The organism is Candidatus Mycobacterium methanotrophicum (assembly GCF_023515995.1).
GTDB classification, from domain to species: Bacteria; Actinomycetota; Actinomycetes; order Mycobacteriales; family Mycobacteriaceae; genus Mycobacterium; species Mycobacterium methanotrophicum.
This window is the reverse complement of record NZ_CP097320.1, coordinates 3,552,363-3,573,287: the sequence shown is the minus strand read 5'-3', so window position 1 is coordinate 3,573,287 and position 20,925 is coordinate 3,552,363. Positions and strand designations below refer to the sequence as shown.

Genomic DNA, 20,925 nt, shown 5'->3' with positions numbered 1-20,925 from the left:
TGGTTGGCGTGCGCCTGACGGAATTTCACGAGCGAGTCACCTTGCGTTTCGGCGCCACCTACGGCGCCTCGGTGCTGACCGATCACGTGCTGACCGGCTTCGACGGGCGCACCAGCGCCCAGGCGATCGAGGACGGTGCGGACCCGCGCGACGTGTGGCGGGCGCTGTGCGCCGACTTCGACGTCCCGCGCGAACAGTGGTGATCGGGTCCACGGCCAGCACGTCGGCCGGCTGGCTTCCGTTCGGCTGACCTGTGTGCCGGGCCAGGAAGGCCGCTTCGCGCGATATCGACTCAGAGACCTCACCAAGCTGAGACATCCCATTGATTACACCCACGACGACATCGTCGTGGAGAACGGGGGCCAGTCGTTGCGGCCGTTGACGCTGTGGCTCAGCGACTCCGGTGTCGCCCCGGCGGTGGCGAAGTCGTGGCAGACCTCGGCGGTGCGTCAAATCTTGTGGTCGGGTCCCATCGCGGGTTGCGGGAGTATCGTCGTCAGGTGATCAGTGAGGCGAAATGGCCGGCGATCGAGGCACAGAGTGGGCGATGATGGCACGACGGGCACGGCAGGGGCTCCTGGGATGTGACTGGTGTGAGAACTGTGATCATCCCGTGACCAGCCGCGCCCGCTCTGCAACCACACCAGTCCTGCGTGTCACACCATCACATCAGCCCAGGTCAAACTCACTACTCTCCGACTTTGCCGAGACTTTGAGGGTTATGAGCTGATGCGGGCTCTATAACCGGACGTCTATAGCGACATTTGAAACCGCGTTAAAGCGCTCGTTCGCAACGCTCAACTCGACAAGGAAGCAGGCATGCGAAATGTTCTCACATTCGAGGAGACTGTCCGCGAACCGGATAGCTGTCGTATAGGCGGCAAGGCCTGGGGGCTTGCGGAAATCAGTCGTGCCGGCTTTGAAGTACCGAACTTCTGTGTTCTGCCGACTCAGGTATTCACCGAGCATATAAGCAGCAAGTGTGCGGAAAGTTTTGCTAAGGCGATCTTTTCTGAATCTAATAATTCCGGTGTCGCTACTGCGGGGGCACTGGCGTGCCTCTCCGACGCTGTCCGCCAGTCCTCGCTGGACCTCTATTTGATCGAGGAATTGGCGAAAAAGCTCGACGAACTGGGCCCCGGACCCTATGCCGTACGGTCGTCAATGCGCCGCGAAGACACGATGGCGCACTCGTTCGCGGGTCAGCTCGAAACGTTACTCAATCAACGGACCCTCGCTGAAGTGGCCGACAGCATCGTTCGTTGCTGGGCGTCCGCCTACAGCGAAAAAGTGGCCACCTACGCCGGCCAGGCGCGCATCAGCATCGCCGAGCGCCAAATGGCGGTCATCGTCCAGCAGATGGTCGATTCCCGAGTCTCTGGTGTGCTGTTCAGTGCCAACCCGAACAATGGCGACGAAAACGAAACCCTCATCTCGGCGGCCTGGGGCCTGGGCGACGGAATAGTAAGCGGGATCGTCGATGCCGACGAGTTCGTCGTGAGAAACAGCGCTGAGGTCGCGTCGCGAATTGCGGCCAAAAAAGAAGCGGTCGTCCGCGCGCCCCGCGGCTGCGGCACCCTGCAGAAAGCCGTGACCGGCGAGGACGTCGGCAGGCGCTGTCTGACCACGGCTGAAGTGCTACGGCTTGAATGGGTCGGTCAGCGCCTGGCTCGAGTGTTCAAGCATCCCGTCGACGTTGAGTGGGCCTTCGACGATGAGACACTTCACGTCCTGCAGGCTCGTCCGGTAACCATCCGCCAGCGCCCGGCGCCCGATCTAACTGAGCCCGTCACCATATGGGATGACAGCAATGTCCAGGAAAGCTTCAACGGTGTCACGACGCCGCTGACCTTCTCGTTCGCCTGCAGGGTACACGAATACGGCTACCGCACCTTCTTCAGGACGTTAGGCACGCCCGCGCGCACACTGCGCCGGCATGAGCGTTCCTTTCACCGTATCCTGGGTCTGCTCAAGGGACGCGTGTACTACAACCTCACCACCTGGTATGAGGGCTGCGAGATGCTGCCGTCTCTCCAGCAGACGCGTGAGGACCTCGAGAAGATGCTCGGCGTCGAGGAGCCCCTTGACTTCATAGTTCCCGACATCTCCAGATGGAATGTGTTACGGCGCGCACCGCAGTTGGCGTATATGTACGCCCGGCTAGCGCCACGAATGTTAACAGCCGATCGCAGGATCAATAAGTTCACCACCCGGTTCGATGCTGTCTACGACAGCATTCCACGAGAGCACCTGAGCAGCGCCTCCATAAGTGAGCTGATGGACTATCTCTCGTATTTAGACGACGAGCTTCTCAAAAAATGGGACGCGCCAATTCTGAATGACTTCCGGGTGATGAAATCCTCCGGCAAGCTTCGAAGGATTGTCGCATCGACGTCGAACGATTCCCAGGAAGCCGAAGAATTAGTCAGTGGTCTTCTGAGCGGGATAGACGGAATCGAGTCCGTCGAGCCGACCCGCCATTTGATTGAACTAGCGAGGCTGGCCCGCGGGGAAACGAAACTTGCAGAATTGATTCGCGCCGAGACAAATCCAGCGCTCTTGGAAAAACTGCGATCGAGTTTTCCGTCCTTCGTCAAGAGTGTGGACGAATATGTGAGGTTATATGGTGACCGGTGCATGGGCGAGCTGAAGCTGGAGACCGTCTCGCTCCGTGAGGATGCGTCGTTTCTGTTCGACATACTACGGAACTATCTGGACTCACCGGCGGTCGATTCGACCGTGCCTACCAGTATCGAGACGGACCAATTCAAGGAAGCTCGGGATCGAGTCCGCGCCGCGCTTTCACACCGTAGCGTCAAAGCGTTCGAAAAGTCCGTGCGGGAGGCCCGACACGCTGTCAAGATACGAGAAAACCTGCGGCTCGACCGCTCCCGCATGTACGGCCTGTACCGGAGCATCTTCAGAGCACTGGGGGACAGGGTGTCCAAGAGCGGCGTGTTGACGGCGACTGACGACATCTTTTACCTGACCGTGGAAGAATTGTGGGCCTATCACCTCGGTAAGAGCGTCACCACAAATCTGACTGACCTCGTCGCACTGCGGCGGCGCGAATTTGCGGAATACGAGAAATCCTATGCGCCACACCGGATTAAGACCCGGGGCTCTCCTTACCTGCCAGGTCAGTGGCATGAGAATCAGGTCGACAAAGATATATCCTATGTCGAAACACTCAAGGGCATCGGATGTTATCCGGGAGTTGTCGAGGCACCAGCTCGCGTGGTACAAAATCCTGAGGCTGTCGCCGGTTTGAATGGCTGCATTCTCGTCGCGAACCGTACCGACCCGGGCTGGGCCCCCCTCTTCCCCTCCATTCGCGGGCTGTTGATAGAGCGTGGTAACACGCTTTCGCATTCGGCGGTTGTCGCGCGCGAACTCCAAATTCCAACGATAGTTGCTATCCCGTCGCTGCTGCGGATCATCGATGACGGCGAACCGCTGATGATGGATGGCCAATCGGGCACCGTCTGGCGAATTCGGCGACGAGGACAGGATGACCGTGTCTAGCTAATTCTTTGGGCTCGAGCCTGATTCCACGTGTGTCACGGCCTCGGCAAAGTCGTGAGGTGAGCCTTTGATTGAACAGCGATGTTGCAGATAACACACGCGGCAGCAGTGTGGTTACGGGACAGTCAGGGCAGAGCACGCGATGATCACAGCTCTCACACCAGTCACATCACAGGAAGCTCTGCCGTGCCCGCTGTGCCGTCATCGCCCATCCCACTCAACATCGCTGACGCGTTCACGATTTCTCCACCGAGCCGTTCTGCGACGTCGAGGGCCAGCTGCGACTTGCCGACGCCGGTCGGGCGGCGCGCTGGGTCGTCGGGGTCGGGGCCGCGGACGCGGTGTTCGGCCGGGACCGTGTGGGAACCTTCGCCGGCGCGGACGGAATGATCGCGATGGTGCGCAACACGCCATCGACCTAGCGAGGTTTTCTCACTTGGGGCGTGTGAGGTTGCTGTGACTGGAGTTTCCGGCGCGTCGTGAGAGCAGGACGTGGGGTCCCTGCTTCAGGATCGGTTTCGACGAAGAAAGCCGTCCTGCCGCAAGAGGACCCCACGTGTTTACCTACTCTGCCATCTGCGAAGTCCCTGAGGAAACCCTGCGGTATGTGACCGCGTTGCTGCACGCGCACCGGCGCGAGATCGGCACCCGCGTCGGGCGACGCGCGGGAACGGTCCGCACGCAAGCCAAGCTGGTGTTGCGCTGGTTTCGTGGTGATGCCCCGATCCGGCTGCTTGCGTTGGAGGCCGGGCTGCCGATCTCCACCTCCTACCGGTATCTGCACGAGCCGATCGACGTGATCGCCGACCAGGCTCCTGACCTGCACGACGTGCTCGACCAGGCGAAACGGGAAGGCTGGTCGCACGTGATGCTGGACGCGACGCTGGTCGAGATCGACCGGGTCGACGAACGTGGTGAGAACGGCCATCACCGGTGGTATTCGGGCAAGCACAAGACTCAGGGCGGCAACGTGCAGATACTGGCCGACCCGGGCGGGTTCCCGGTGTGGTCCAGCGAGGTCGAGCCGGGCAGCACACACGACATCACTGCCGCTCGCATGCACTGCCTGGGCGTGCTGTACAAAGCGGCCGGCGAGGGATTACCGACGTTGGCGGACAAGGGATACGAAGGTTCCGGGATCGGGGTGCACACCCCGGTCAAGGGCCGTGACCTCGACGTCGCGAACCGCAGCTACAACACGCTCCTGACCGCGACACGGGCTATCGGAGAACGCGCCAACGCCGAACTCAAAGGGGCGCTGGCGATGCCTTCGCCGAATCCGCCTGTGCCCGAACAGAATCGGCCAGATCGTCGCAGCCGCGGTCGTACTATCAACCCTGCAAAGGGGACACTACTGAGAAAACCTCAGCGTTCCGACGGCGCCGGCGATTGCGCGGCGACTTTCGACCGCCGCCCGCCGAGCGCCGCCATCCCGGCGGCTTCTCCCCTGCTCAGCGCCACCGTCGACACGATCATCACGGCCAGCGCCGCCACCAGGACGACAATGTCGGCGCTCTCGACGTGCAGGTGCTCGGAGAGCACGGTGAGGGCCAAGATCCATCCCACCACCGGTTTGGACAACGTCATGGTCGGCAGCGAGGCCGTCAGCGCGCCGGCGCGAAAAGATGCCTGTTGGAACACCATGCTGGCCAGCGCGACACCGAACAAGGCATACAGCTCGGGTGCACGCAGCAGCGCCCCAAAGCCACCGCGGGCCGCATCGACAGCACCCTTGGCCAGCACCGCGAACAACCCCGACGACGAACCCGCCACCACCGCCAGCAGAATCGCGGCGACGGCACCAGACCAGATTCGGGCGCCCAGCACGCACAACACCAATGCCGGGCCCATGACCAGGGCCGCCACCACCCACGCTTCCAGCGGGGCGCGCTGCTGGTCCGACGTCGGATGGCCGACCACGATGATGACCGCCACCGCGACGGCCAGCGACGCGGCCCAGAACCATTCCCGAGCGGTCACCCGGCGATGCGTAATCCGCGCGTTGATCGGTAAGGCGAAGAGCAGCTTCGTCACCTGCAGCGCGGTCACCAACATCACCGACCCCAGGCCCAGCGCCGCTATCTGCAGAGCGCGGTTGGTCACGGCGGCCGCACCGCCGAGCCACCAGCGGGTGTCCCGCAATGACAGGCGGAACAACTCCCACGCGCCGACCGGTCGATCGACGATCTCGTGCGCGGAACGTTGACGGATGACCGATCCGAGCGCCGATAACAGCGCGGCGCTCAACGCAAGCACTACGGCGATATTTTCTTTCGTCATCCGTCGCCTCCTCGTCGATTCTCGGCAATCTGTTTGATAAACACGCTACTGGTCCCGGTGCGGCTAACCTTTCGACGGCGCTTTCTCGGTGTCGGGTAAGTAGACGGACAGGTCTGCTGCCGACGTCTTGCTGGCGGCAATCGTGGCGGTCATGCATCCTCCCAACGACCCTGGTGCGTGCTTGCGCTGGCGTGGCAGACAGCGTCAATGGGGCTGTCGGCTGATCGAGAGTCGCGAACCGGCCGCGCGTCACCCTGCTTCTTGACGGTACTACGGCGCGCCTTCTTGTCATCGAACACACGTTCGCCTACGGTGGTCGGTGTTTCGACGGTGAGGTGCTGGTCAGGCAACTTGTCAGACCCTGCCTCTAGCGTCACGGCCAACAGACCGATACCGGTCGAGGAGAACACCGATACACCGAGAGGTAGCACCATGGCGCAAGCCCCTGACCGCGAGAAGGCCCTCGAACTGGCGATGGCCCAAATTGAGAAGAGCCACGGCAAAGGTGCGGTGATGCGCCTCGGCGACGAGGTGCGCCAGCCGATCTCGATCATCCCGACCGGGTCGATCGCACTGGACGTCGCCCTGGGCATCGGCGGCCTGCCGCGCGGCCGGATCGTGGAGATCTACGGCCCGGAGTCCTCGGGTAAGACCACCGTCGCCCTGCACGCGGTGGCCAACGCCCAAGCCGCCGGCGGTATCGCGGCGTTCATCGACGCCGAGCACGCACTGGACCCCGACTACGCCAAGAAGCTAGGCGTCGACACCGATTCACTGCTAGTCAGCCAGCCCGATACCGGCGAGCAGGCACTGGAGATCGCCGACATGCTGATCCGCTCCGGGGCGCTGGACATTCTGGTCGTCGACTCTGTGGCCGCACTGGTGCCGCGGGCGGAAATCGAAGGTGAGATGGGCGACAGTCACGTCGGGCTACAGGCCCGGCTGATGAGCCAGGCGCTGCGGAAAATAACTGGTGCGCTGAGTAATTCGGGTACCACAGCGATCTTCATCAACCAGCTGCGGGAAAAAATCGGAGTCATGTTCGGCTGCGGATCCTGGTACACCAACGTCACGCTCGCGGATGGATCGACTGAGAAGCTTGGCAAGATCGTGAACCAGAAGATGGACGTCGAGGTCTTGTCCTACGACTTCGAATCCGGTCAGATCGTGCCGCGCAAAGTGACCAACTGGTTCAACAATGGAAAAGCAGAAGAGTTCCTGCACTTCAAGGTTGATCGGCCCGGGGGCGGGACTGGACGCGGTCACGCCAGCTTGGCCATGACTCGGAATCATCTCATCCGAACCCCCGGCGGCTGGCGCGAAGCTGAAGACATCGCCGTTGGTGACCGCGTGATGCTGGCACAACCGAGCATGCTTAGTGATCAGCAATGGGAAGCTGTGCTGGGTACGTTGATGGGTGACGGATGCCTATCTCCACCCGTGCGACAAGATTCGGAATCCGCGCGGCTCCGTATGGGACACGGGGCAAAACAGTCGGAGTATCTCGATTGGAAGGTCTCCCTGTTCGCGAACATCCCGCACTGCCGCACTAGTAACGGTAAAGGGGCCGTGTTCGCAGACTTCACTCCGCTCTCCGAGCTTCATGAGCTAATGAGCGCAGTGTATTTGGGCGATGGTAGGAAGTTCTTCTCTGCGGAGTATCTCAAGGCGCTAACCCCGTTGGCGCTAGCCATTTGGTACATGGACGACGGTTCGTTCAGCCTCCGGTCGAAGGGCTTACAGCAGCGCACTCAAGGTGGTAGCGGGCGAATCGAGATCTGTGTTGAGGCAATGAGCGAGGGGTCACAGGTGCGTCTTCGCGACTATCTACGCGACACCCATGGCTTGGACGTGCGGCTGCGGAAGGCTGGTATGGCCGGTAAATCGGTAATGGTCTTCTCCACACAAGCCACCGCCGAATTCCAAGAACTCATCGCGCCGTACATACATCCGTCCATGGCGTACAAGCTGCTTCCACGCTTCCGTGGTCAGTTCAACGTGGAACCGCAGTTTGTGGCATCGACGATGCAGCTGATGCCGGCGCGTGTCACCGAGATCGAGTCGAAGACGAACTATCAGAAGATGGACCGCTTCGACATCGAAGTCGAGGGTTCACACAACTATTTCGCTGACGGGGTGATGGTGCATAACTCACCTGAAACGACAACGGGCGGAAAGGCGTTGAAGTTCTACGCCTCGGTTCGCTTAGATGTCAGGCGGATTGAGACGCTCAAGGACGGCACCGACGCAGTCGGCAACCGCACCCGCTGCAAGGTTGTCAAGAATAAATGCCTCGCAGAGGGCACTCGGGTATTCGATCCGGTTACCGGCACGACGCATCGCATTGAGGATGTTGTCGATGGGCACAAGCTTATTCATGTCGTGGCTGCAGCCAAGGACGGAACGCTGCACGCGCGGCCTGTGGTGTCCTGGTTCGACCAGGGAATGCAGGACGTGATCGGGTTGCGGATCGCCGGTGGCGCAACCGTGTGGGCGACACCCGATCACAGGGTGCTGACGGAGTACGGCTGGCGTCAGGCCGGGGAACTCCGCAAGGGAGACCGGGTGGCGCAACCGCGACGCTTCGATGGATTCGGTGACAGGGCGCCGATTTCGGCGGATCATGCGCGGCTGCTTGGCTATCTGATCGGGGATGGCTATGTAGGGGGTAAGACTCCGGTCAACTTCGTCAACGTTCAGCAGCCACTTATTGATGACGTGACGCGAATCGCTGCGACGCTCGGGTGTGCGGCCCATCCGCAGGGGCGTATATCAATTGCGATAGCTCATCGACCCGGCGAGCGCAACGGTGTTCTAGACCTTTGTCGGCAGGCCGGTATCTATGGCAAGCTCGCATGGGAGAAGACGATTCCGAACTGGTTTTTCGAGCCGGATATCGCGGCCGATATTGCCGGCAATCTGCTCTTCGGCCTGCTCGAGAGTGACGGCTGGGTGAGCCGGGAACAGACCGGAGCGCTTCGGGTCGGTTACACGACCACCTCTGAACAGCTCGCACACCAGATCCATTGGCTGCTACTGCGATTCGGTATCGTGAGCAGCGTTCGAGATTACGATCCGACTCAGAATCGGCCGAGTATCGTCAACGGTCGGCGGGTCCAGAGCAAGCGCCAAGTGTTCGAGGTCCGGGTTTCCGGTATGGAGAACGTCACGGCATTCGCGGAGGCAGTTCCTATGTGGGGTCCGTGTGGTAGCGCCCTTATTCGGGCGATTCCCGAGGCTATGCAGGGCCGGCGGGGTGGATCGCAGGCGACATATCTGTCCGCTGAGATGGCCGGTGCCGTGCTGAATTACCTTGACGAGCGTGGCGTCACCGCGCTGGAGGCCGCAGCAATGATCGGCGCAGGCGCCGGGAACCCTCGTGGCGGAATGAAGCAGGTCTTAGGCGCCAGGCGTCTCCGTAGGGATCGTGTGCAGGTGCTCGCGGATGCCTTGGATGACAAGTTTCTGCATGATGTGCTGGCGGAAGAACTCCGGTACTCAGTGATCCGCGAAGTGCTGCCAGTGCGGCGGGTACGGACGTTCGACCTCGAGGTCGAGGAACTGCACAACCTCGTCGCGGAAGGCGTCGTCGTGCACAACTGCGCGCCCCCCTTCAAACAGGCCGAGTTCGACATCCTCTACGGCAAGGGCATCAGCCGGGAAGGCTCGCTGATCGACATGGGCGTGGACCAGGGCTTCATCCGCAAGTCCGGGTCCTGGTTCACCTACGACGGCGAGCAGCTGGGTCAGGGCAAAGAGAACGCCCGCAACTTCCTGATGGAGAACGCCGACGTGGCCAACGAGATCGAGAAGAAGATCAAGGAAAAGCTCGGCATCGGCGCGGTGATGACCGACGGATTGACCGATGGCGACGCCTTGCCCGCCCCCGTCGACTTCTGAGCCGTCTCGCGAGGAGCTGGCGCGGGCATTGTGCCTGCGCCTGCTCACCGCGCGGGCACGCACCCGTGCCGAGCTGGCCGGCCAGCTGGCCAAGCGCGGTTATCCCGACGATGTCAGCGCCCGGGTGCTGGACCGGCTGACCGACGTCGGGTTGATCGACGACGCGAACTTCGCCGAACAGTGGGTGCATTCGCGCCGGGCGAACACCGGAAAAGGCAAGCGCGCGTTGGCCGCCGAGCTGCATACCAAGGGCGTCGACAGCGACGTGATCACCTCGGTGCTCGACGGCATCAACCCCGCTGCCGAGCGCGTCCGCGCCGAGAAGCTGGTGCGAACCAAGCTGCGACGGGCGGCACTGGGCGACGACGATGACGCCCGGGTGATCCGCCGGCTGGTGGCGATGCTGGCCCGCCGCGGGTTCGGCCAGACGATGGCCTACGACGTGGTCAGCGCCGAGCTGGCCGGTGAACGGGAGCGCAGGCGCGTCTAGGCGCGTGCGTTACGCAGCCGTACCATGGCCCCGTGACGTCGACGCTGGCACCACAGGAGGTGCGGACCTATCAGGTCCGCACCTACGGATGTCAGATGAACGTTCATGACTCCGAGCGGTTGGCGGGCCTGCTGGAAGCGGCCGGCTACCGGCGCGCGCCTGAGGGCGCCGACGCCGACGTGGTGGTCTTCAACACCTGCGCGGTGCGCGAGAACGCCGACAACAAGCTCTACGGCAACCTCAGCCACCTGGCGCCCCGCAAGCGCAGCGACCCGAACATGCAGATCGCGGTGGGCGGCTGCCTGGCCCAGAAGGACAAAGACGCGGTGCTGCGCAAGGCGCCCTGGGTCGACGTCGTCTTCGGCACCCACAACATCGGATCGCTGCCGGCGCTGCTTGACCGGGCCCGGCATAACCAGGCTGCCCAGGTAGAAATCGCTGAGGCATTGCAGGAGTTCCCGTCGGCGCTGCCTGCTGTCCGCGAATCGGCTTATGCCGCTTGGGTTTCCATCTCGGTAGGGTGCAACAACAGCTGCACCTTCTGCATCGTGCCGTCGTTGCGGGGCAAAGAGGTCGACCGCAGCCCCGACGACATCCTGGCCGAGGTGCGGTCGCTGGTGGCGGCCGGCGTGCTGGAAATCACCCTGCTGGGCCAAAACGTCAACGCCTACGGCGTCTCGTTCGCCGACTCACGGCTACCACGCAATCGCGGCGCCTTCGCCGACCTGCTGACCGAGTGCGGACGCATCGACGGTCTGGAGCGGGTGCGGTTCACCTCGCCGCATCCGGCCGAGTTCACCGACGACGTCATCGAGGCGATGGCGCAGACGGCGAACGTCTGCCCGGCGCTGCACATGCCGCTGCAATCCGGCTCGGACCGGGTGTTGCGCGCGATGCGCCGGTCCTACCGCGCCGAGCGTTACCTCGCCATCATCGACCGGGTGCGCGCGGCCATGCCGCACGCCGCCATCACCACCGACCTGATCGTCGGTTTCCCCGGCGAGACCGAGGACGACTTCGCCGCGACGCTGGACGTGGTTCGGCGGGCCCGGTTCTCCGGCGCGTTCACCTTCCAGTACTCCAAGCGCCCCGGCACACCCGCCGCGGAGCTCGACGGTCAGCTGCCGAAAGCCGTCGTCCAGGAACGGTATGAGCGACTCGTGGCGCTGCAAGAGCACATCGCATTGGAGGAGAACCGCAAGCAGCTCGGTCGGTCCGTTGAGTTGCTGGTGGCCACCGGGGAAGGCCGCAAGGACAGGCGCACTGCGCGGATGAGCGGTCGCGTGCGCGACGGTCGGCTGGTGCACTTCACGCCCGGCGGACAGCAGGTGCGCCCGGGCGACATCGTCACGACGCTCGTCACCGACGCCGCGCCGCATCACCTCATCGCCGACGGCGACGTCATCACCCACCGCCGCACCCGCGCCGGCGACGCCTATGGCGACGGGCAAGGTTCCAGCGGTGTCACCCTTGGCATGCCAGCCGTCGGGCAACCGGTTGCCGCGACCGAACCGCTCGGGTGCAATCAATGAGCGAGGGCGAGCCGAACCAGGGCCCATTCGACGACTTCCGGGATGATATCGAGGCGGCCGAGCGTCGTATTGCCCGCCAAATCGACCCGGGCGCAAGGGCTTTGGTTGTGGCGATTCTGGTGTTCGTGCTGCTCGCGTCGTTCATCTTGCCGCACACCGGTCAGGTACCTGGATGGGATGTGCTGTTTTCCACCCATGGCGCGGCGGCGGCCGCGGTGGGGCTGCCATCACGTGTATTCAGTTGGCTGGCATTGGTTTTCGGCGTCGGCTTCTCGATGTTGGCGTTGTTGACCCGACGCTGGGCATTGGGCTGGGTGGCGTTGGCAGGTTCGGCGGTGGCCAGCGCCGCTGGGTTGCTGGCCGTTTGGTCGCGGCAGACCGTGGCAACCGGCCATCCTGGCCCCGGCGTCGGCCTGGTGGTGGCGTGGATCACCGTCATCCTGTTGACGTTTCACTGGGCGCGTGTCGTGTGGTCGCGCACGATCGTGCAACTTGCCGCCGAGGAGCAACGCCGTCGGGCCGCCGGGCTTCGTCAATCTCGAACGCTGCTGGAATCCCTTGAGGACGAGGACCCTCCCGGATAGCTGCGCTCGCGCGTTAGGTCTTGCGGCTCAGCGCATTCGCGGCAGTGTCCGCCCATTGCCGCCACTGCTCGGCATTGGCCTTGGCCTCCTCGGCTTCCTTGCTGCGCCCTGCCGCCTCGGCTTTCTGTGCCTGGCGTTCGAATTGCTCGGCACGCGTCTGGAACTGCTCCGCGCGTACCTTGGCCTGCGGGTCCGACCAGTCTGTTTCTCCGGCGTCGCGCACCTTCTTCTCGACGGCGCGCAGCCGCCGGTCGAGTTCGGCTGACCGTTCGCGCGGCACCTTGCCGATCGCGTCCCATTTCTCGGCGATCGACCGCAGCGCCGACCTGGCGGCGTCGTGATCGCTGGTGTCGAGTTTTTCCGCCTCCGCCAACAGCGCCTCTTTGGCTGTGGCGTTGGCCCGCAATTCGGCGTCGCGCCCGGCGGCCGCGGCAGTGCGCGCCTTGAAAAAGGTGTCCTGGGCGGCCTTGAAGCGGAGCCACAGCGCATCATCGACGTCACGGGCGGGGCGGCCGGCGGCCTTCCAGTCGGTGAGCAGCTTGCGGAACTCGGCGCTGGTGGCAGCCCAGTCCGTCGAACCCACGAGCTCCTCAGCCTGGACGCAGAGCCGCTCCTTCGCCTCGCGGGCACCCGCCTGCTCGCGGTCCAGCCCCGCGAAATGCGATCCTCGTCGCCGGTTGAAGGTTTCCCGAGCAGCCGAGTAGCGCTTCCACAGCGCATCGTCGGTCTTGCGGTCCAACCCGCTGATCGTCTTCCATTCGTCGAGAATCGCGCGTAGCCGGTCACCGGCCGCCTTCCACTGCGTCGAGGTGTTGGCCAACTCCTCGGCTTCGGCAGCCAAAGCCTCCTTGCGTGCGGTCTGGGCCGCGCGATGCTCTCGGCGGCGCGCGCGATCGGCGGCCGCCGCCGCTTCGGCCCGCTCAACAATGCCGGCAAGCCGGGCGGCCAGCGCATCGACATCCCCGAGCACATGTGCGTCCGGCAATGTTTCGGCCAGTCCAGTGGCGGCGGTTTTGATCTTGCGCGCATCGCCGGTACCCGAAGCCAGCCGTTCTTCCAGGAGCACGACCTCGGTGCTCAAGTCGTCGAATCGCCGGCCGAAATGCGCGAACGCGGCCTCGGCGTCGCCGGCCTGCCAGGACCCGATGATCCGCTCGCCGGCCACCGTGATCAGCCAGACCGTTCCGTCGGGGTCGACGCGTCCGTATCGGTGCGGATCGTTGGCCAGCGACCCGGCGACCGGGTGCGGGTGGGGATGGGATATAGGTCTGGGCCGCGGTCCCGGCCGGGGAACGGGCCGAAGTCCGCCCGGTGGCTCGTCAGGCGTCATGAGCTGCCATCATCTACCCTCCGCGCGGTTATTAGCCGCGCACCTGCCGCGCATCGCGGCGCCGTCAACTGCACTCGCGGGAGGAAGCCCCGAAGTGCTCCCGTCTGGATCCCACCAGTATTGAAGCAGCTTGTGGGGCGGTGCGGTCCGAGTTGGCGGTGCAGCTGTGATCTTTGCGGCGACGGCGCTGGCATGCACGAGCGGCCACCATGGCCGTTGACGACAATGACCGGCCGACCTCGCTGGACCGGAACGTGGAGCCACTGGCTGTGTATGGGGTGCCGCACACCGTCAGCGCCATAGGCTATCCGTGGAACCTGTTGGTGAACAGTCGGTGTTGGATAATCGAATCCGAAACCGGGTGTGGGCGAGGTGATCGGGCATGTCGAAAGCGGATTTCGCGGCGTTGATCGCACTGTGCGCCGCGCTGGCGTCTGCGGTGGGCGACGTGGTTCGGCAGCGTTCGGCCCAGGAGGTCACCGATAAGCCGGTCGGGCACCTCGAGCTCTTCCACTTGTCGTTGCGCGACGTACGGTGGTGGCTGGGCGGCGCCGGCGCCGTGGCCAACTACAGCCTGCAGGCCGCCGCGCTGGCGTTGGGTTCGGTGATCCTGGTGACCGCGCTGCAGGTGACCTCGCTGCTGTTCGCGCTGCCCATCTATGCACGGCTGGCACATCACCGGGTGACCCGGTGGGAGTGGATCTGGGCGGTGGTGCTGGCCGCCGCCCTGGCAGTGGTCGTCGTCGTCGGCGACCCGAGTGCCGGCGACTCCAGGGGCTCGCTGGGATCGTGGGTCGTGGTGGCCGTTGTGATGGGGCCGATCTTGGTGTTGTGCGTAGTGGGCGCGCGGATCTGGTCGGGTGGTCCGGCCGCGCCCGTGCTTCTTGCGGTGGTGGCCGGCTCGTCACTGGCGCTGTTCGCGGTGCTGACGAAAGGCGCCGTCGGCGCGGTTTCCGGCGGCTTCGGGGCGTTGCTGCGAGCGCCCGAGACTTACGCCCTGGTACCGGCGGCGCTAGTGGGGATGATTTTTCAGCAGTCGTCCTTCCGGGCCGGCGCGTTGACCGCCTCCCTGCCGGCGGTGACCGTGGCCAAGCCGACGGTGGCGTCGCTGCTGGGAATTTTGGTGCTCAAAGAGACGCTGGACGCCGACGGCCCCGAGCTGTTCGCGCTGGTCGCCGCCGCGATCGTGGTGATCGTCTCGACCATCGCCCTGGCTCGCGGCGAGGCGGCCAGCATTGCGGCCGGCGCCGGACGTGACGTCGTGGCCGTCGTCGACGGGGTGGCGGCAAAACCCTAGCCGAGTCCCGCGCGTCCGTCGTTGCTATTCACGGAGTCGGTAACGTGTGCCTGAAACGGTGGTTGTTTCTGGCAATCCGAGCGGTAGGCCGGCGGGAGCCTCAGCGAGGTCGAATGGAAGGGTCGCCCATGCCGAAATCGGACGTTGCGGTGCTGCTGGCCCTGGCCGCGGCGCTGGCGTCGGCGGTCGGGAACGTGGTACGTCAGCGCTCGGCTCATGAGGTCACCGACAAGCCGGTCGGGTACTTCGCGTTATTTCGGATGTCGTGGCGTAATCGCTACTGGCGGCTCGGTGCGCTGGCCGCGATCGCCAATTACGGTCTGCAGGCCGCGGCCCTGAGCCTGGGATCGGTGATCTTGGTGACCGGGCTGCAGGTGACAGCGCTGCTGTTCGCGTTGCCGATTTACGCCCGAATGACCCGGCATCCGGTGAGCCGGTGGGACTGGACCTGGGCTACGCTGCTGGCCGCTGCGCTGGCGGTGGTCGTCACGGTCGGTAATCCGACGGCCGGGCATTCCCGGGCGTCGCTGCAGACCTGGCTTGTCGTCGCCGCCGTCATGGGGCCCGCCGTGGGCCTGTGTGTGTTGGCAGCGCGGATTTGGTCGCATCGATCGATAGCTGCGGTGCTGCTGGCGGCTGTGTCGGGTGCTTCGTTGGCGCTATTCGCGGTGCTGCTCAAGGGCGTTGCGGAAGTGGCCGAAGGCGGCATAGTGGCGGTGCTGACGGCGCCGGAGCTGTACGCCGGCATCCTGGCGGCTTTCGCCGGGATGATGTTTCAGCAGTCCGCGTATCGTGGCGGGCGCCTCACCGCCTCCATGCCGACCATGACGGTGGCGAAGCCGGCGGTGGGCTCGCTGTTGGGAGTCAGCGTGCTCGGCGAGACGATGCAGGTCGGCGACGAGACGGTGTTCGTGCTAGTGCTGGCGGTCCTGCTGATGGTCGTCGCGACCGCGGCGTTGGCTCGCGGTGAAGCAGTCACTGTGCAGGCCCATGCCGACGCCATAACTGTCGACGACACGGCTGCTGTGCCGTCGGAACGCTAGTTTGATTGCGTGTTGAGCACCATCGCGATCATCCCGTCCGCGCCGGTGCTGGTCCCCGAGCTCGCCGGAGCCGCGGCCGACGAGATGGCTGAGCTGCGGACCGCCATGGTCGCCGCCGTCGCCGCGCTGCCGCCGCGCTGGGTGGTCATCGGGGCCGGGACCGCCGACGTCGTCGTCGGCCCGGAAAGCGTCGGTACCTTTGCGGGTTTCGGCGTCGACTTGCCGGTGCGGCTCTCGCCGCACGCAACCGGCCGGCCGGGCGAGCTGCCACTCTGCGCGCTGATGGCCGGGTGGATGCGGGCTCGGGCTCAGCCGGATGCCCGCGCCGAGGTTCGGGCGTACGCCGGGCACCACGATGCGGCGACCGTGTTGGCCCTTGGCAGACAACTGCGCAGCGAGATCGACCAGTCGGCCGAGCCGACGGGTGTGCTGGTGGTCGCCGACGGCGCCAACACCTTGACCCCGGCCGCCCCAGGCGGCCACCACCCCGCCGACGTCGACGTGCAGCTTGCCCTGGACGACGCGCTGGGCCTCGGCGACGTGGCCGTGCTGAGCCGGCTGCCCGGGCAGGTGGTGGGGAGGGTGGCCTTCGGTGTGCTGGCGGGTCTGTGCGCGCCGGCGCCCCGGTCGGCCGAGGAGCTCTACCGGGCGGCGCCCTACGGCGTCGGGTACTTCACCGGCGTCTGGCAGCCGTGAGGCCACTGGCGATCGTCGGCCCGACCGGGACCGGCAAGTCGCAGTTGGCTCTCGACGTCGCCGAGCGGCTCGACGCGGAGATCGTGAACGCCGACGCGATGCAGTTCTACCGCGGAATGGATATCGGCACCGCGAAACTTCCTGTCGCGCAACGCCGCGGCATCCCGCATCACCAACTCGACGTTCTCGACGTCACCGAGACCGCGACCGTCGCGCATTATCAGAGCGCCGCCGCCGCCGACATCGAGGCGATTATGGCCAGGGCAGCGGTGCCGATCCTCGTCGGTGGGTCGATGCTCTATGTCCAGTCGCTGCTCGACGACTGGTCGTTTCCGACGACCGACCCGGCGGTGCGGAGTCGGTGGGAAGAGCGGCTCGCCCAGGTCGGGGCGGCCGAGCTGCACGCCGAGCTGGCTTGTCGGGATCCGGCCGCGGCGGCGTCGATCCTGCCGACCGACGGCCGTCGCATCGTGCGCGCGCTGGAGGTGGTGGAGCTCACCGGTCAGCCTTTCGCCGCGTCGGCGCCCACCATCGGCACACCGCGTTGGGACACGGTGATCCTCGGATTAGACTGCGGCACCGAGCTTCTCGACGAGCGGCTGGCCCGGCGTACCGAGATGATGTTCGCTTCCGGGCTGGTCGGTGAAGTGAACAGGCTGCTAGGTCGCGGGCTGCGTGACGGCGTCACCGCGTCACGGGCGCTGGGCTATGCGCAGGTGATCGCCGACCTCGACGCCGGCGGCACCGGCGACGCTGCACGCGAACCGACGTTCGTCGGCACCCGCCGCTACGTGCGGCGGCAGCGGTCGTGGTTTCACCGCGACCACCGGATTGAGTGGCTGGACGCCAGCGCGCCCGACAATACGGATAACGCGATCCGGGCCTGGCGGCGCGAATCTTGAAGTGGTGACCTGCGATGGGCTGGGCTGGGCTGGGCCGCGCCGCGGTCGTCATCACGGCGACGGGATCGACGACCGTGGTGGCCGGTCTGTGACCGGCCGGTCTCAGCCGCGCGTTCCGGGCTGCCGTAGCTGCCAGGTATGCCGGAGGAGCCGCTGGCGCCCGGACCAGTGCCGCCGGACCCGCCCGACCTGCCATGTTCCGCCTTCTGCTCGAGGACAATGCGGATACAGTCGCTTTCGCTTCGGCCGAAGCTACTCGACGCATATCGAATACGAAATAGCTGGCGCCGATTTTTTGTCCAATTCCTCGGAGTTTTCCTCTGAACGGCGTTTGCCCTGGTCACGCAGTTTTGACAGCATGCTGGCGGGTTCAGCCCAGGAGAGGCCGTGATGCTGCGAGGGCCCGGGGACGGCGCCGCGCCACGTATCCTGAGCAGATGATCCGCGCCGACGACGATGGTGCCGGTGGAGCCGGCATCGAGGAGTGGCGCCGATGATGTTCGCCAAAGGCCATGGCACCCAGAACGACTTCGTGTTGCTGGCTGATCTGGATGCCAAGCTGACGCTGACACCCGCCGTGGTCTGCGCATTGTGCGATCGGCGTCGTGGCCTCGGCGCCGACGGGGTGCTGCGGGTCACCACGGCCGCTGCCGTGCTGGCTGCGGGGGTGCTCGATCGGATTCCCGACGGCGTGGGCGCCGACGACTGGTACATGGACTACCGCAACGCCGACGGGTCGACGGCACAGATGTGCGGCAACGGCGCGCGGGTGTTCGCGCACTACCTGCGCGCCAGCGGATGGGAATCTCGCGACGAGTTCGTCGTGGGATCGCTCGCAGGCCCGCGGCCCGTCGTCTTGCATCGCGCCGATGCGACCAACGCCGACGTCAGCGTCGACATGGGCAAACCCAACACGTTGGGCAGGGGGGGCAAGGCCTTCCAGGTCATCGTTGGTGGCCGCACCCTCACCGGGCTGGCGATCGACGTCGGCAACCCGCACTTGGCCTGTGTCGACCCCGCGCTGACCCTGGAAGCGCTGGCGGCGCTCGACGTCGCGGCGCCGGTGACGTTCGACAAGGCGCAATTCCCGGACGGGGTGAACGTCGAAGTCCTCACCGCGCCGGCCGACGACGCGGTCAGCATGCGGGTGCACGAGCGCGGGGTGGGCGAAACCCGTTCGTGCGGCACCGGAACCGTCGCCGCCGCGGTGGCTGCGCTGTCGTATGCGGGTGCGGCCAGCGGCACGCTCACCGTGCGGGTACCGGGCGGCGACGTGGTCGTCACCGTCACCGAGGCCACCAGCCGCCTGCGTGGGCCGTCGGTGTTGGTGGCCCAAGGCGAACTGAGCGAGGAATGGTGGTGGGAAAACCAGGTGCACGGCGCGGCTTTCCCGGGCATCATTGAGCACTGACGATGACTGTCCCCAACACGCCCAGCACGGGCGAACTTGCCCTCGACGACCGTTCGGCGCTGCGCCGCGTCGCGGGGTTGTCCACCGAGCTCGCCGACGTCTCGGAGGTCGAGTACCGCCAGTTGCGCCTGGAGCGGGTCGTGCTCGTCGGGGTGTGGACCGAGGGCAGCGCCGCCGACGCGGCGGCCAGTCTCGCCGAATTGGCCGCGCTGGCCGAAACCGCCGGTTCCCAAGTGCTCGAAGGCATGATCCAGCGCCGTGACAAGCCGGATGCCTCGACCTACATCGGGTCGGGCAAGGCAGCAGAGCTGCGGGACGTGGTGCTGGCCACGGGCGCTGACACCGTGATCTGTGACGGCGAGCTATCCCCGGCGCAGCTGACTGCGCTGGAAAAGGCGGTCAAGGTCAAGGTCGTTGACCGTACCGCGCTGATCCTCGACATCTTTGCCCAGCACGCCACCAGCGCCGAAGGCAAAGCCCAGGTGGCGCTGGCGCAGATGGAATACATGCTGCCGCGGTTGCGTGGTTGGGGCGAGTCGATGTCGCGGCAGGCTGGTGGCCGCGCCGGCGGCAGCGGGGGAGGCGTGGGCCTCCGTGGTCCCGGTGAGACCAAGATCGAGACCGATCGGCGCCGTATCCGTGAGCGAATGTCGAAGCTGCGCCGCGATATCAAGGCGATGAAGCAGGTTCGGGACACGCAACGCAGCCGCCGGCTAGACAGTGATCTACCGTCGATCGCGATCGTCGGCTACACGAACGCGGGCAAGTCCAGCCTGCTGAACGCGTTGACGGGCGCGGGCGTGCTGGTTCAGGATGCATTGTTCGCGACGTTGGAACCCACTACTCGCCGTGGGCAATTCGACGACGGACGCGCGTTCGTGGTCAGCGACACGGTCGGCTTCGTGCGGCATTTGCCGACGCAGTTGGTCGAGGCTTTTCGTTCCACGCTGGAAGAGGTCGTCGACGCCGATCTGCTGGTGCACGTTGTCGACGGTTCCGACGTCAATCCGCTGGCCCAGATCAGTGCGGTGCGCCAGGTGATTTCCGAGGTGATCGCCGACTATCACGGCGATCCGGCGCCGGAGCTGTTGGTGGTCAACAAGGTTGACGCCGCAGGCGATTTGGCGCTGGCCAAGTTGCGCCATGCGCTGCCGGGTGCGGTATTCGTCTCGGCGCACACGGGCGACGGCGTCGACGCGCTGCGTCGGCGGATGGCCGAGTTGGCCGCCCCGACTGACACCGCGGTCGACGTCGTAATCCCTTATGAACGGGGTGATTTGGTGTCGCGCGTGCATGCCGACGGTCGAGTGCAGCACACCGAGCACAACAGCGACGGCACCCGAATCAAGGCTCGGGTGCCGATAGCGCTGGCCGCGAGCCTGCGGCCGTTCTCGGTGAACGGTTAGCGGGCCGGGGCGCCCGGTGATGCGGTGGGGAGGCCGACCTCGCGGCAGCCGTCCAACAAACGGCGGTCGTAGGTGACGAACGCCCTGAGTTCCCGCTTGGGCTGGGCTGCTGCCGCGAGATGAATGGCATCAAGTGAACGCAGGGCGGGCGGGCCGATTTTTTCGGCGAGAGCGATCACCGGTTCGGCGAGCGGGAGGATGCCGGCCCGTCGAGTAGGTAACGCGCGCCCAGTCTGGCCTGGTTCACCATATCCGGCGACAACTCCGATCAACTCGACCCTGCCAAGCGCGCTCGTCACCGCGTACTCGCCCTGGCCGCTTTGGGCGGTGAGCCGTGTCTGCAGTTCGAGCGTCTGCGGCTCGGCGATGAGCAGCGAAGACAGCGCCGAAGTGCCCAGATAGATCACTGCTCCTCGTGGATCAAGTCCCTGCGCACGAACTCCGGTAAGACAGCCCCTTTGGGTCGCTGCACTGTGACGATCATAGCCATTGCGCCGCTAGGGATTTCACCGCTCAGGTAGCCTGAAGG

17 protein-coding genes and 2 pseudogenes are annotated in these 20,925 nt (G+C 65.2%); 14 read left to right on the top strand and 5 right to left on the bottom strand.

The window, feature by feature from the left end; genetic code table 11:
* The first annotated feature begins 8 nt into the window (after positions 1–8).
* The 3 genes from M5I08_RS18545 (at position 9) to M5I08_RS18535 (ending at position 3,525) form a co-directional block, all read left to right on the top strand.
* Positions 9–203, top strand: a complete 195-nt coding sequence (locus M5I08_RS18545; RefSeq protein ID WP_440271462.1) for a DUF3046 domain-containing protein — start codon at positions 9–11, stop codon at positions 201–203.
* A 52-nt stretch (positions 204–255) separates the two neighbouring features.
* Positions 256–504, top strand: a complete 249-nt coding sequence (locus M5I08_RS18540; protein WP_219065426.1) for a hypothetical protein — start codon at positions 256–258, stop codon at positions 502–504.
* Positions 505–819: 315 nt separating this feature from the next.
* Positions 820–3,525, top strand: coding sequence for a PEP/pyruvate-binding domain-containing protein (locus M5I08_RS18535; protein ID WP_219065425.1), 2,706 nt, complete (start codon positions 820–822; stop codon positions 3,523–3,525).
* 170 nt (positions 3,526–3,695) lie between these two features.
* Here M5I08_RS18535 and M5I08_RS18530 read toward each other — a convergent pair.
* Positions 3,696–3,803: pseudogene (locus M5I08_RS18530) on the bottom strand (tRNA (adenosine(37)-N6)-dimethylallyltransferase MiaA); the annotation flags it as partial.
* A 278-nt stretch (positions 3,804–4,081) separates the two neighbouring features.
* Between M5I08_RS18530 and M5I08_RS18525 the strand changes: the two are divergent.
* A pseudogene (locus tag M5I08_RS18525) lies at positions 4,082–4,883 on the top strand (transposase family protein).
* 7 nt (positions 4,884–4,890) lie between these two features.
* Here the strand turns inward: M5I08_RS18525 and M5I08_RS18520 are convergent.
* Positions 4,891–5,805 carry a DMT family transporter gene (locus tag M5I08_RS18520; RefSeq protein WP_219065424.1) on the bottom strand — a complete coding sequence of 305 codons (915 nt, stop codon included), beginning with the start codon at positions 5,803–5,805 and terminating at the stop codon, positions 4,891–4,893.
* A gap of 432 nt (positions 5,806–6,237) precedes the next feature.
* On the opposite strand from M5I08_RS18520, the gene recA reads away from it, so the two are divergent.
* The 4 genes from recA to M5I08_RS18500 all read left to right on the top strand — a co-directional run bounded on the left by recA (position 6,238) and on the right by M5I08_RS18500 (position 12,311).
* The gene (gene recA, locus M5I08_RS18515) at positions 6,238–9,705 is read left to right on the top strand and encodes an intein-containing recombinase RecA (protein ID WP_219065423.1); all 3,468 of its coding nucleotides are present in this window, start codon (positions 6,238–6,240) and stop codon (positions 9,703–9,705) included.
* The gene (gene recX / locus M5I08_RS18510) at positions 9,671–10,195 is read left to right on the top strand and encodes a recombination regulator RecX (protein ID WP_219065422.1); all 525 of its coding nucleotides are present in this window, start codon (positions 9,671–9,673) and stop codon (positions 10,193–10,195) included. The genes recA and recX overlap by 35 nt, the downstream gene beginning before the upstream one ends.
* A 95-nt stretch (positions 10,196–10,290) precedes the next feature.
* Positions 10,291–11,727 (top strand): tRNA (N6-isopentenyl adenosine(37)-C2)-methylthiotransferase MiaB, encoded by a 1,437-nt coding sequence (miaB, locus tag M5I08_RS18505; protein WP_249763402.1) that lies wholly within the window; start codon positions 10,291–10,293, stop codon positions 11,725–11,727.
* A complete protein-coding gene (locus M5I08_RS18500) occupies positions 11,724–12,311 on the top strand; it encodes an Rv2732c family membrane protein (protein WP_219065421.1) in 588 nt (195 codons plus the stop codon). The genes miaB and M5I08_RS18500 overlap by 4 nt, the downstream gene beginning before the upstream one ends.
* Positions 12,312–12,324: 13 nt before the next feature.
* Here M5I08_RS18500 and M5I08_RS18495 read toward each other — a convergent pair whose 3' ends face one another.
* Positions 12,325–13,641, bottom strand: a complete 1,317-nt coding sequence (locus M5I08_RS18495) for a DUF349 domain-containing protein (protein WP_219065420.1) — start codon at positions 13,639–13,641, stop codon at positions 12,325–12,327.
* Positions 13,642–14,023: 382 nt separating this feature from the next.
* Here M5I08_RS18495 and M5I08_RS18490 point away from each other — a divergent pair, with 382 nt between their 5' ends.
* From M5I08_RS18490 to hflX, 6 genes are all read left to right on the top strand, one after another.
* Positions 14,024–14,938 carry a DMT family transporter gene (locus M5I08_RS18490; protein ID WP_219065419.1) on the top strand — a complete coding sequence of 305 codons (915 nt, stop codon included), beginning with the start codon at positions 14,024–14,026 and terminating at the stop codon, positions 14,936–14,938.
* Positions 14,939–15,066: 128 nt separating this feature from the next.
* A complete protein-coding gene (locus tag M5I08_RS18485) occupies positions 15,067–15,981 on the top strand; it encodes a DMT family transporter (protein ID WP_219065418.1) in 915 nt (304 codons plus the stop codon).
* A gap of 9 nt (positions 15,982–15,990) precedes the next feature.
* Positions 15,991–16,677, top strand: a complete 687-nt coding sequence (locus M5I08_RS18480; protein WP_219065417.1) for a class III extradiol ring-cleavage dioxygenase family protein — start codon at positions 15,991–15,993, stop codon at positions 16,675–16,677.
* Positions 16,674–17,579: a tRNA (adenosine(37)-N6)-dimethylallyltransferase MiaA gene (miaA, locus tag M5I08_RS18475; RefSeq protein ID WP_219065416.1), complete on the top strand. Its 906-nt coding sequence runs from the start codon at positions 16,674–16,676 to the stop codon at positions 17,577–17,579. Before M5I08_RS18480 ends, miaA begins: the two co-directional genes overlap by 4 nt.
* A 493-nt stretch (positions 17,580–18,072) precedes the next feature.
* Entirely contained in the window at positions 18,073–18,990 is a 918-nt protein-coding gene (dapF, locus tag M5I08_RS18470) for a diaminopimelate epimerase (protein ID WP_219065415.1), read from the top strand.
* Positions 18,991–18,992: 2 nt separating this feature from the next.
* Positions 18,993–20,396 carry a GTPase HflX gene (gene hflX / locus M5I08_RS18465; protein ID WP_219065414.1) on the top strand — a complete coding sequence of 468 codons (1,404 nt, stop codon included), beginning with the start codon at positions 18,993–18,995 and terminating at the stop codon, positions 20,394–20,396.
* On the opposite strand, the gene M5I08_RS18460 is transcribed toward hflX, so the two are convergent.
* On the bottom strand, positions 20,393–20,803 hold the full coding sequence (locus M5I08_RS18460) for a type II toxin-antitoxin system VapC family toxin (RefSeq protein ID WP_219065413.1): 411 nt from the start codon (positions 20,801–20,803) through the stop codon (positions 20,393–20,395). The two genes, hflX and M5I08_RS18460, sit on opposite strands and share 4 nt — an antisense overlap.
* A complete protein-coding gene (locus M5I08_RS27480; protein WP_502213845.1) occupies positions 20,800–20,880 on the bottom strand; it encodes a hypothetical protein in 81 nt (26 codons plus the stop codon). The genes M5I08_RS18460 and M5I08_RS27480 overlap by 4 nt, the downstream gene beginning before the upstream one ends.
* Positions 20,881–20,925: the final 45 nt, after the last annotated feature.

Coding starts and splice junctions, on each gene's coding strand:
- recX (WP_219065422.1), top strand. CDS start 9,671: ATGGCGACGCCTTGCCCGCCCCCGTCGACTTCTGAGCCGTCTCGCGAG.
- dapF (WP_219065415.1), top strand. CDS start 18,073: ATGATGTTCGCCAAAGGCCATGGCACCCAGAACGACTTCGTGTTGCTG.
- M5I08_RS18535 (WP_219065425.1), top strand. CDS start 820: ATGCGAAATGTTCTCACATTCGAGGAGACTGTCCGCGAACCGGATAGC.
- recA (WP_219065423.1), top strand. CDS start 6,238: ATGGCGCAAGCCCCTGACCGCGAGAAGGCCCTCGAACTGGCGATGGCC.
- hflX (WP_219065414.1), top strand. CDS start 18,993: ATGACTGTCCCCAACACGCCCAGCACGGGCGAACTTGCCCTCGACGAC.
- M5I08_RS27480 (WP_502213845.1), bottom strand. CDS start 20,880: ATGATCGTCACAGTGCAGCGACCCAAAGGGGCTGTCTTACCGGAGTTC.
- M5I08_RS18485 (WP_219065418.1), top strand. CDS start 15,067: ATGCCGAAATCGGACGTTGCGGTGCTGCTGGCCCTGGCCGCGGCGCTG.
- miaB (WP_249763402.1), top strand. CDS start 10,291: ATGAACGTTCATGACTCCGAGCGGTTGGCGGGCCTGCTGGAAGCGGCC.
- M5I08_RS18520 (WP_219065424.1), bottom strand. CDS start 5,805: ATGACGAAAGAAAATATCGCCGTAGTGCTTGCGTTGAGCGCCGCGCTG.
- M5I08_RS18495 (WP_219065420.1), bottom strand. CDS start 13,641: ATGACGCCTGACGAGCCACCGGGCGGACTTCGGCCCGTTCCCCGGCCG.
- M5I08_RS18490 (WP_219065419.1), top strand. CDS start 14,024: ATGTCGAAAGCGGATTTCGCGGCGTTGATCGCACTGTGCGCCGCGCTG.
- M5I08_RS18500 (WP_219065421.1), top strand. CDS start 11,724: ATGAGCGAGGGCGAGCCGAACCAGGGCCCATTCGACGACTTCCGGGAT.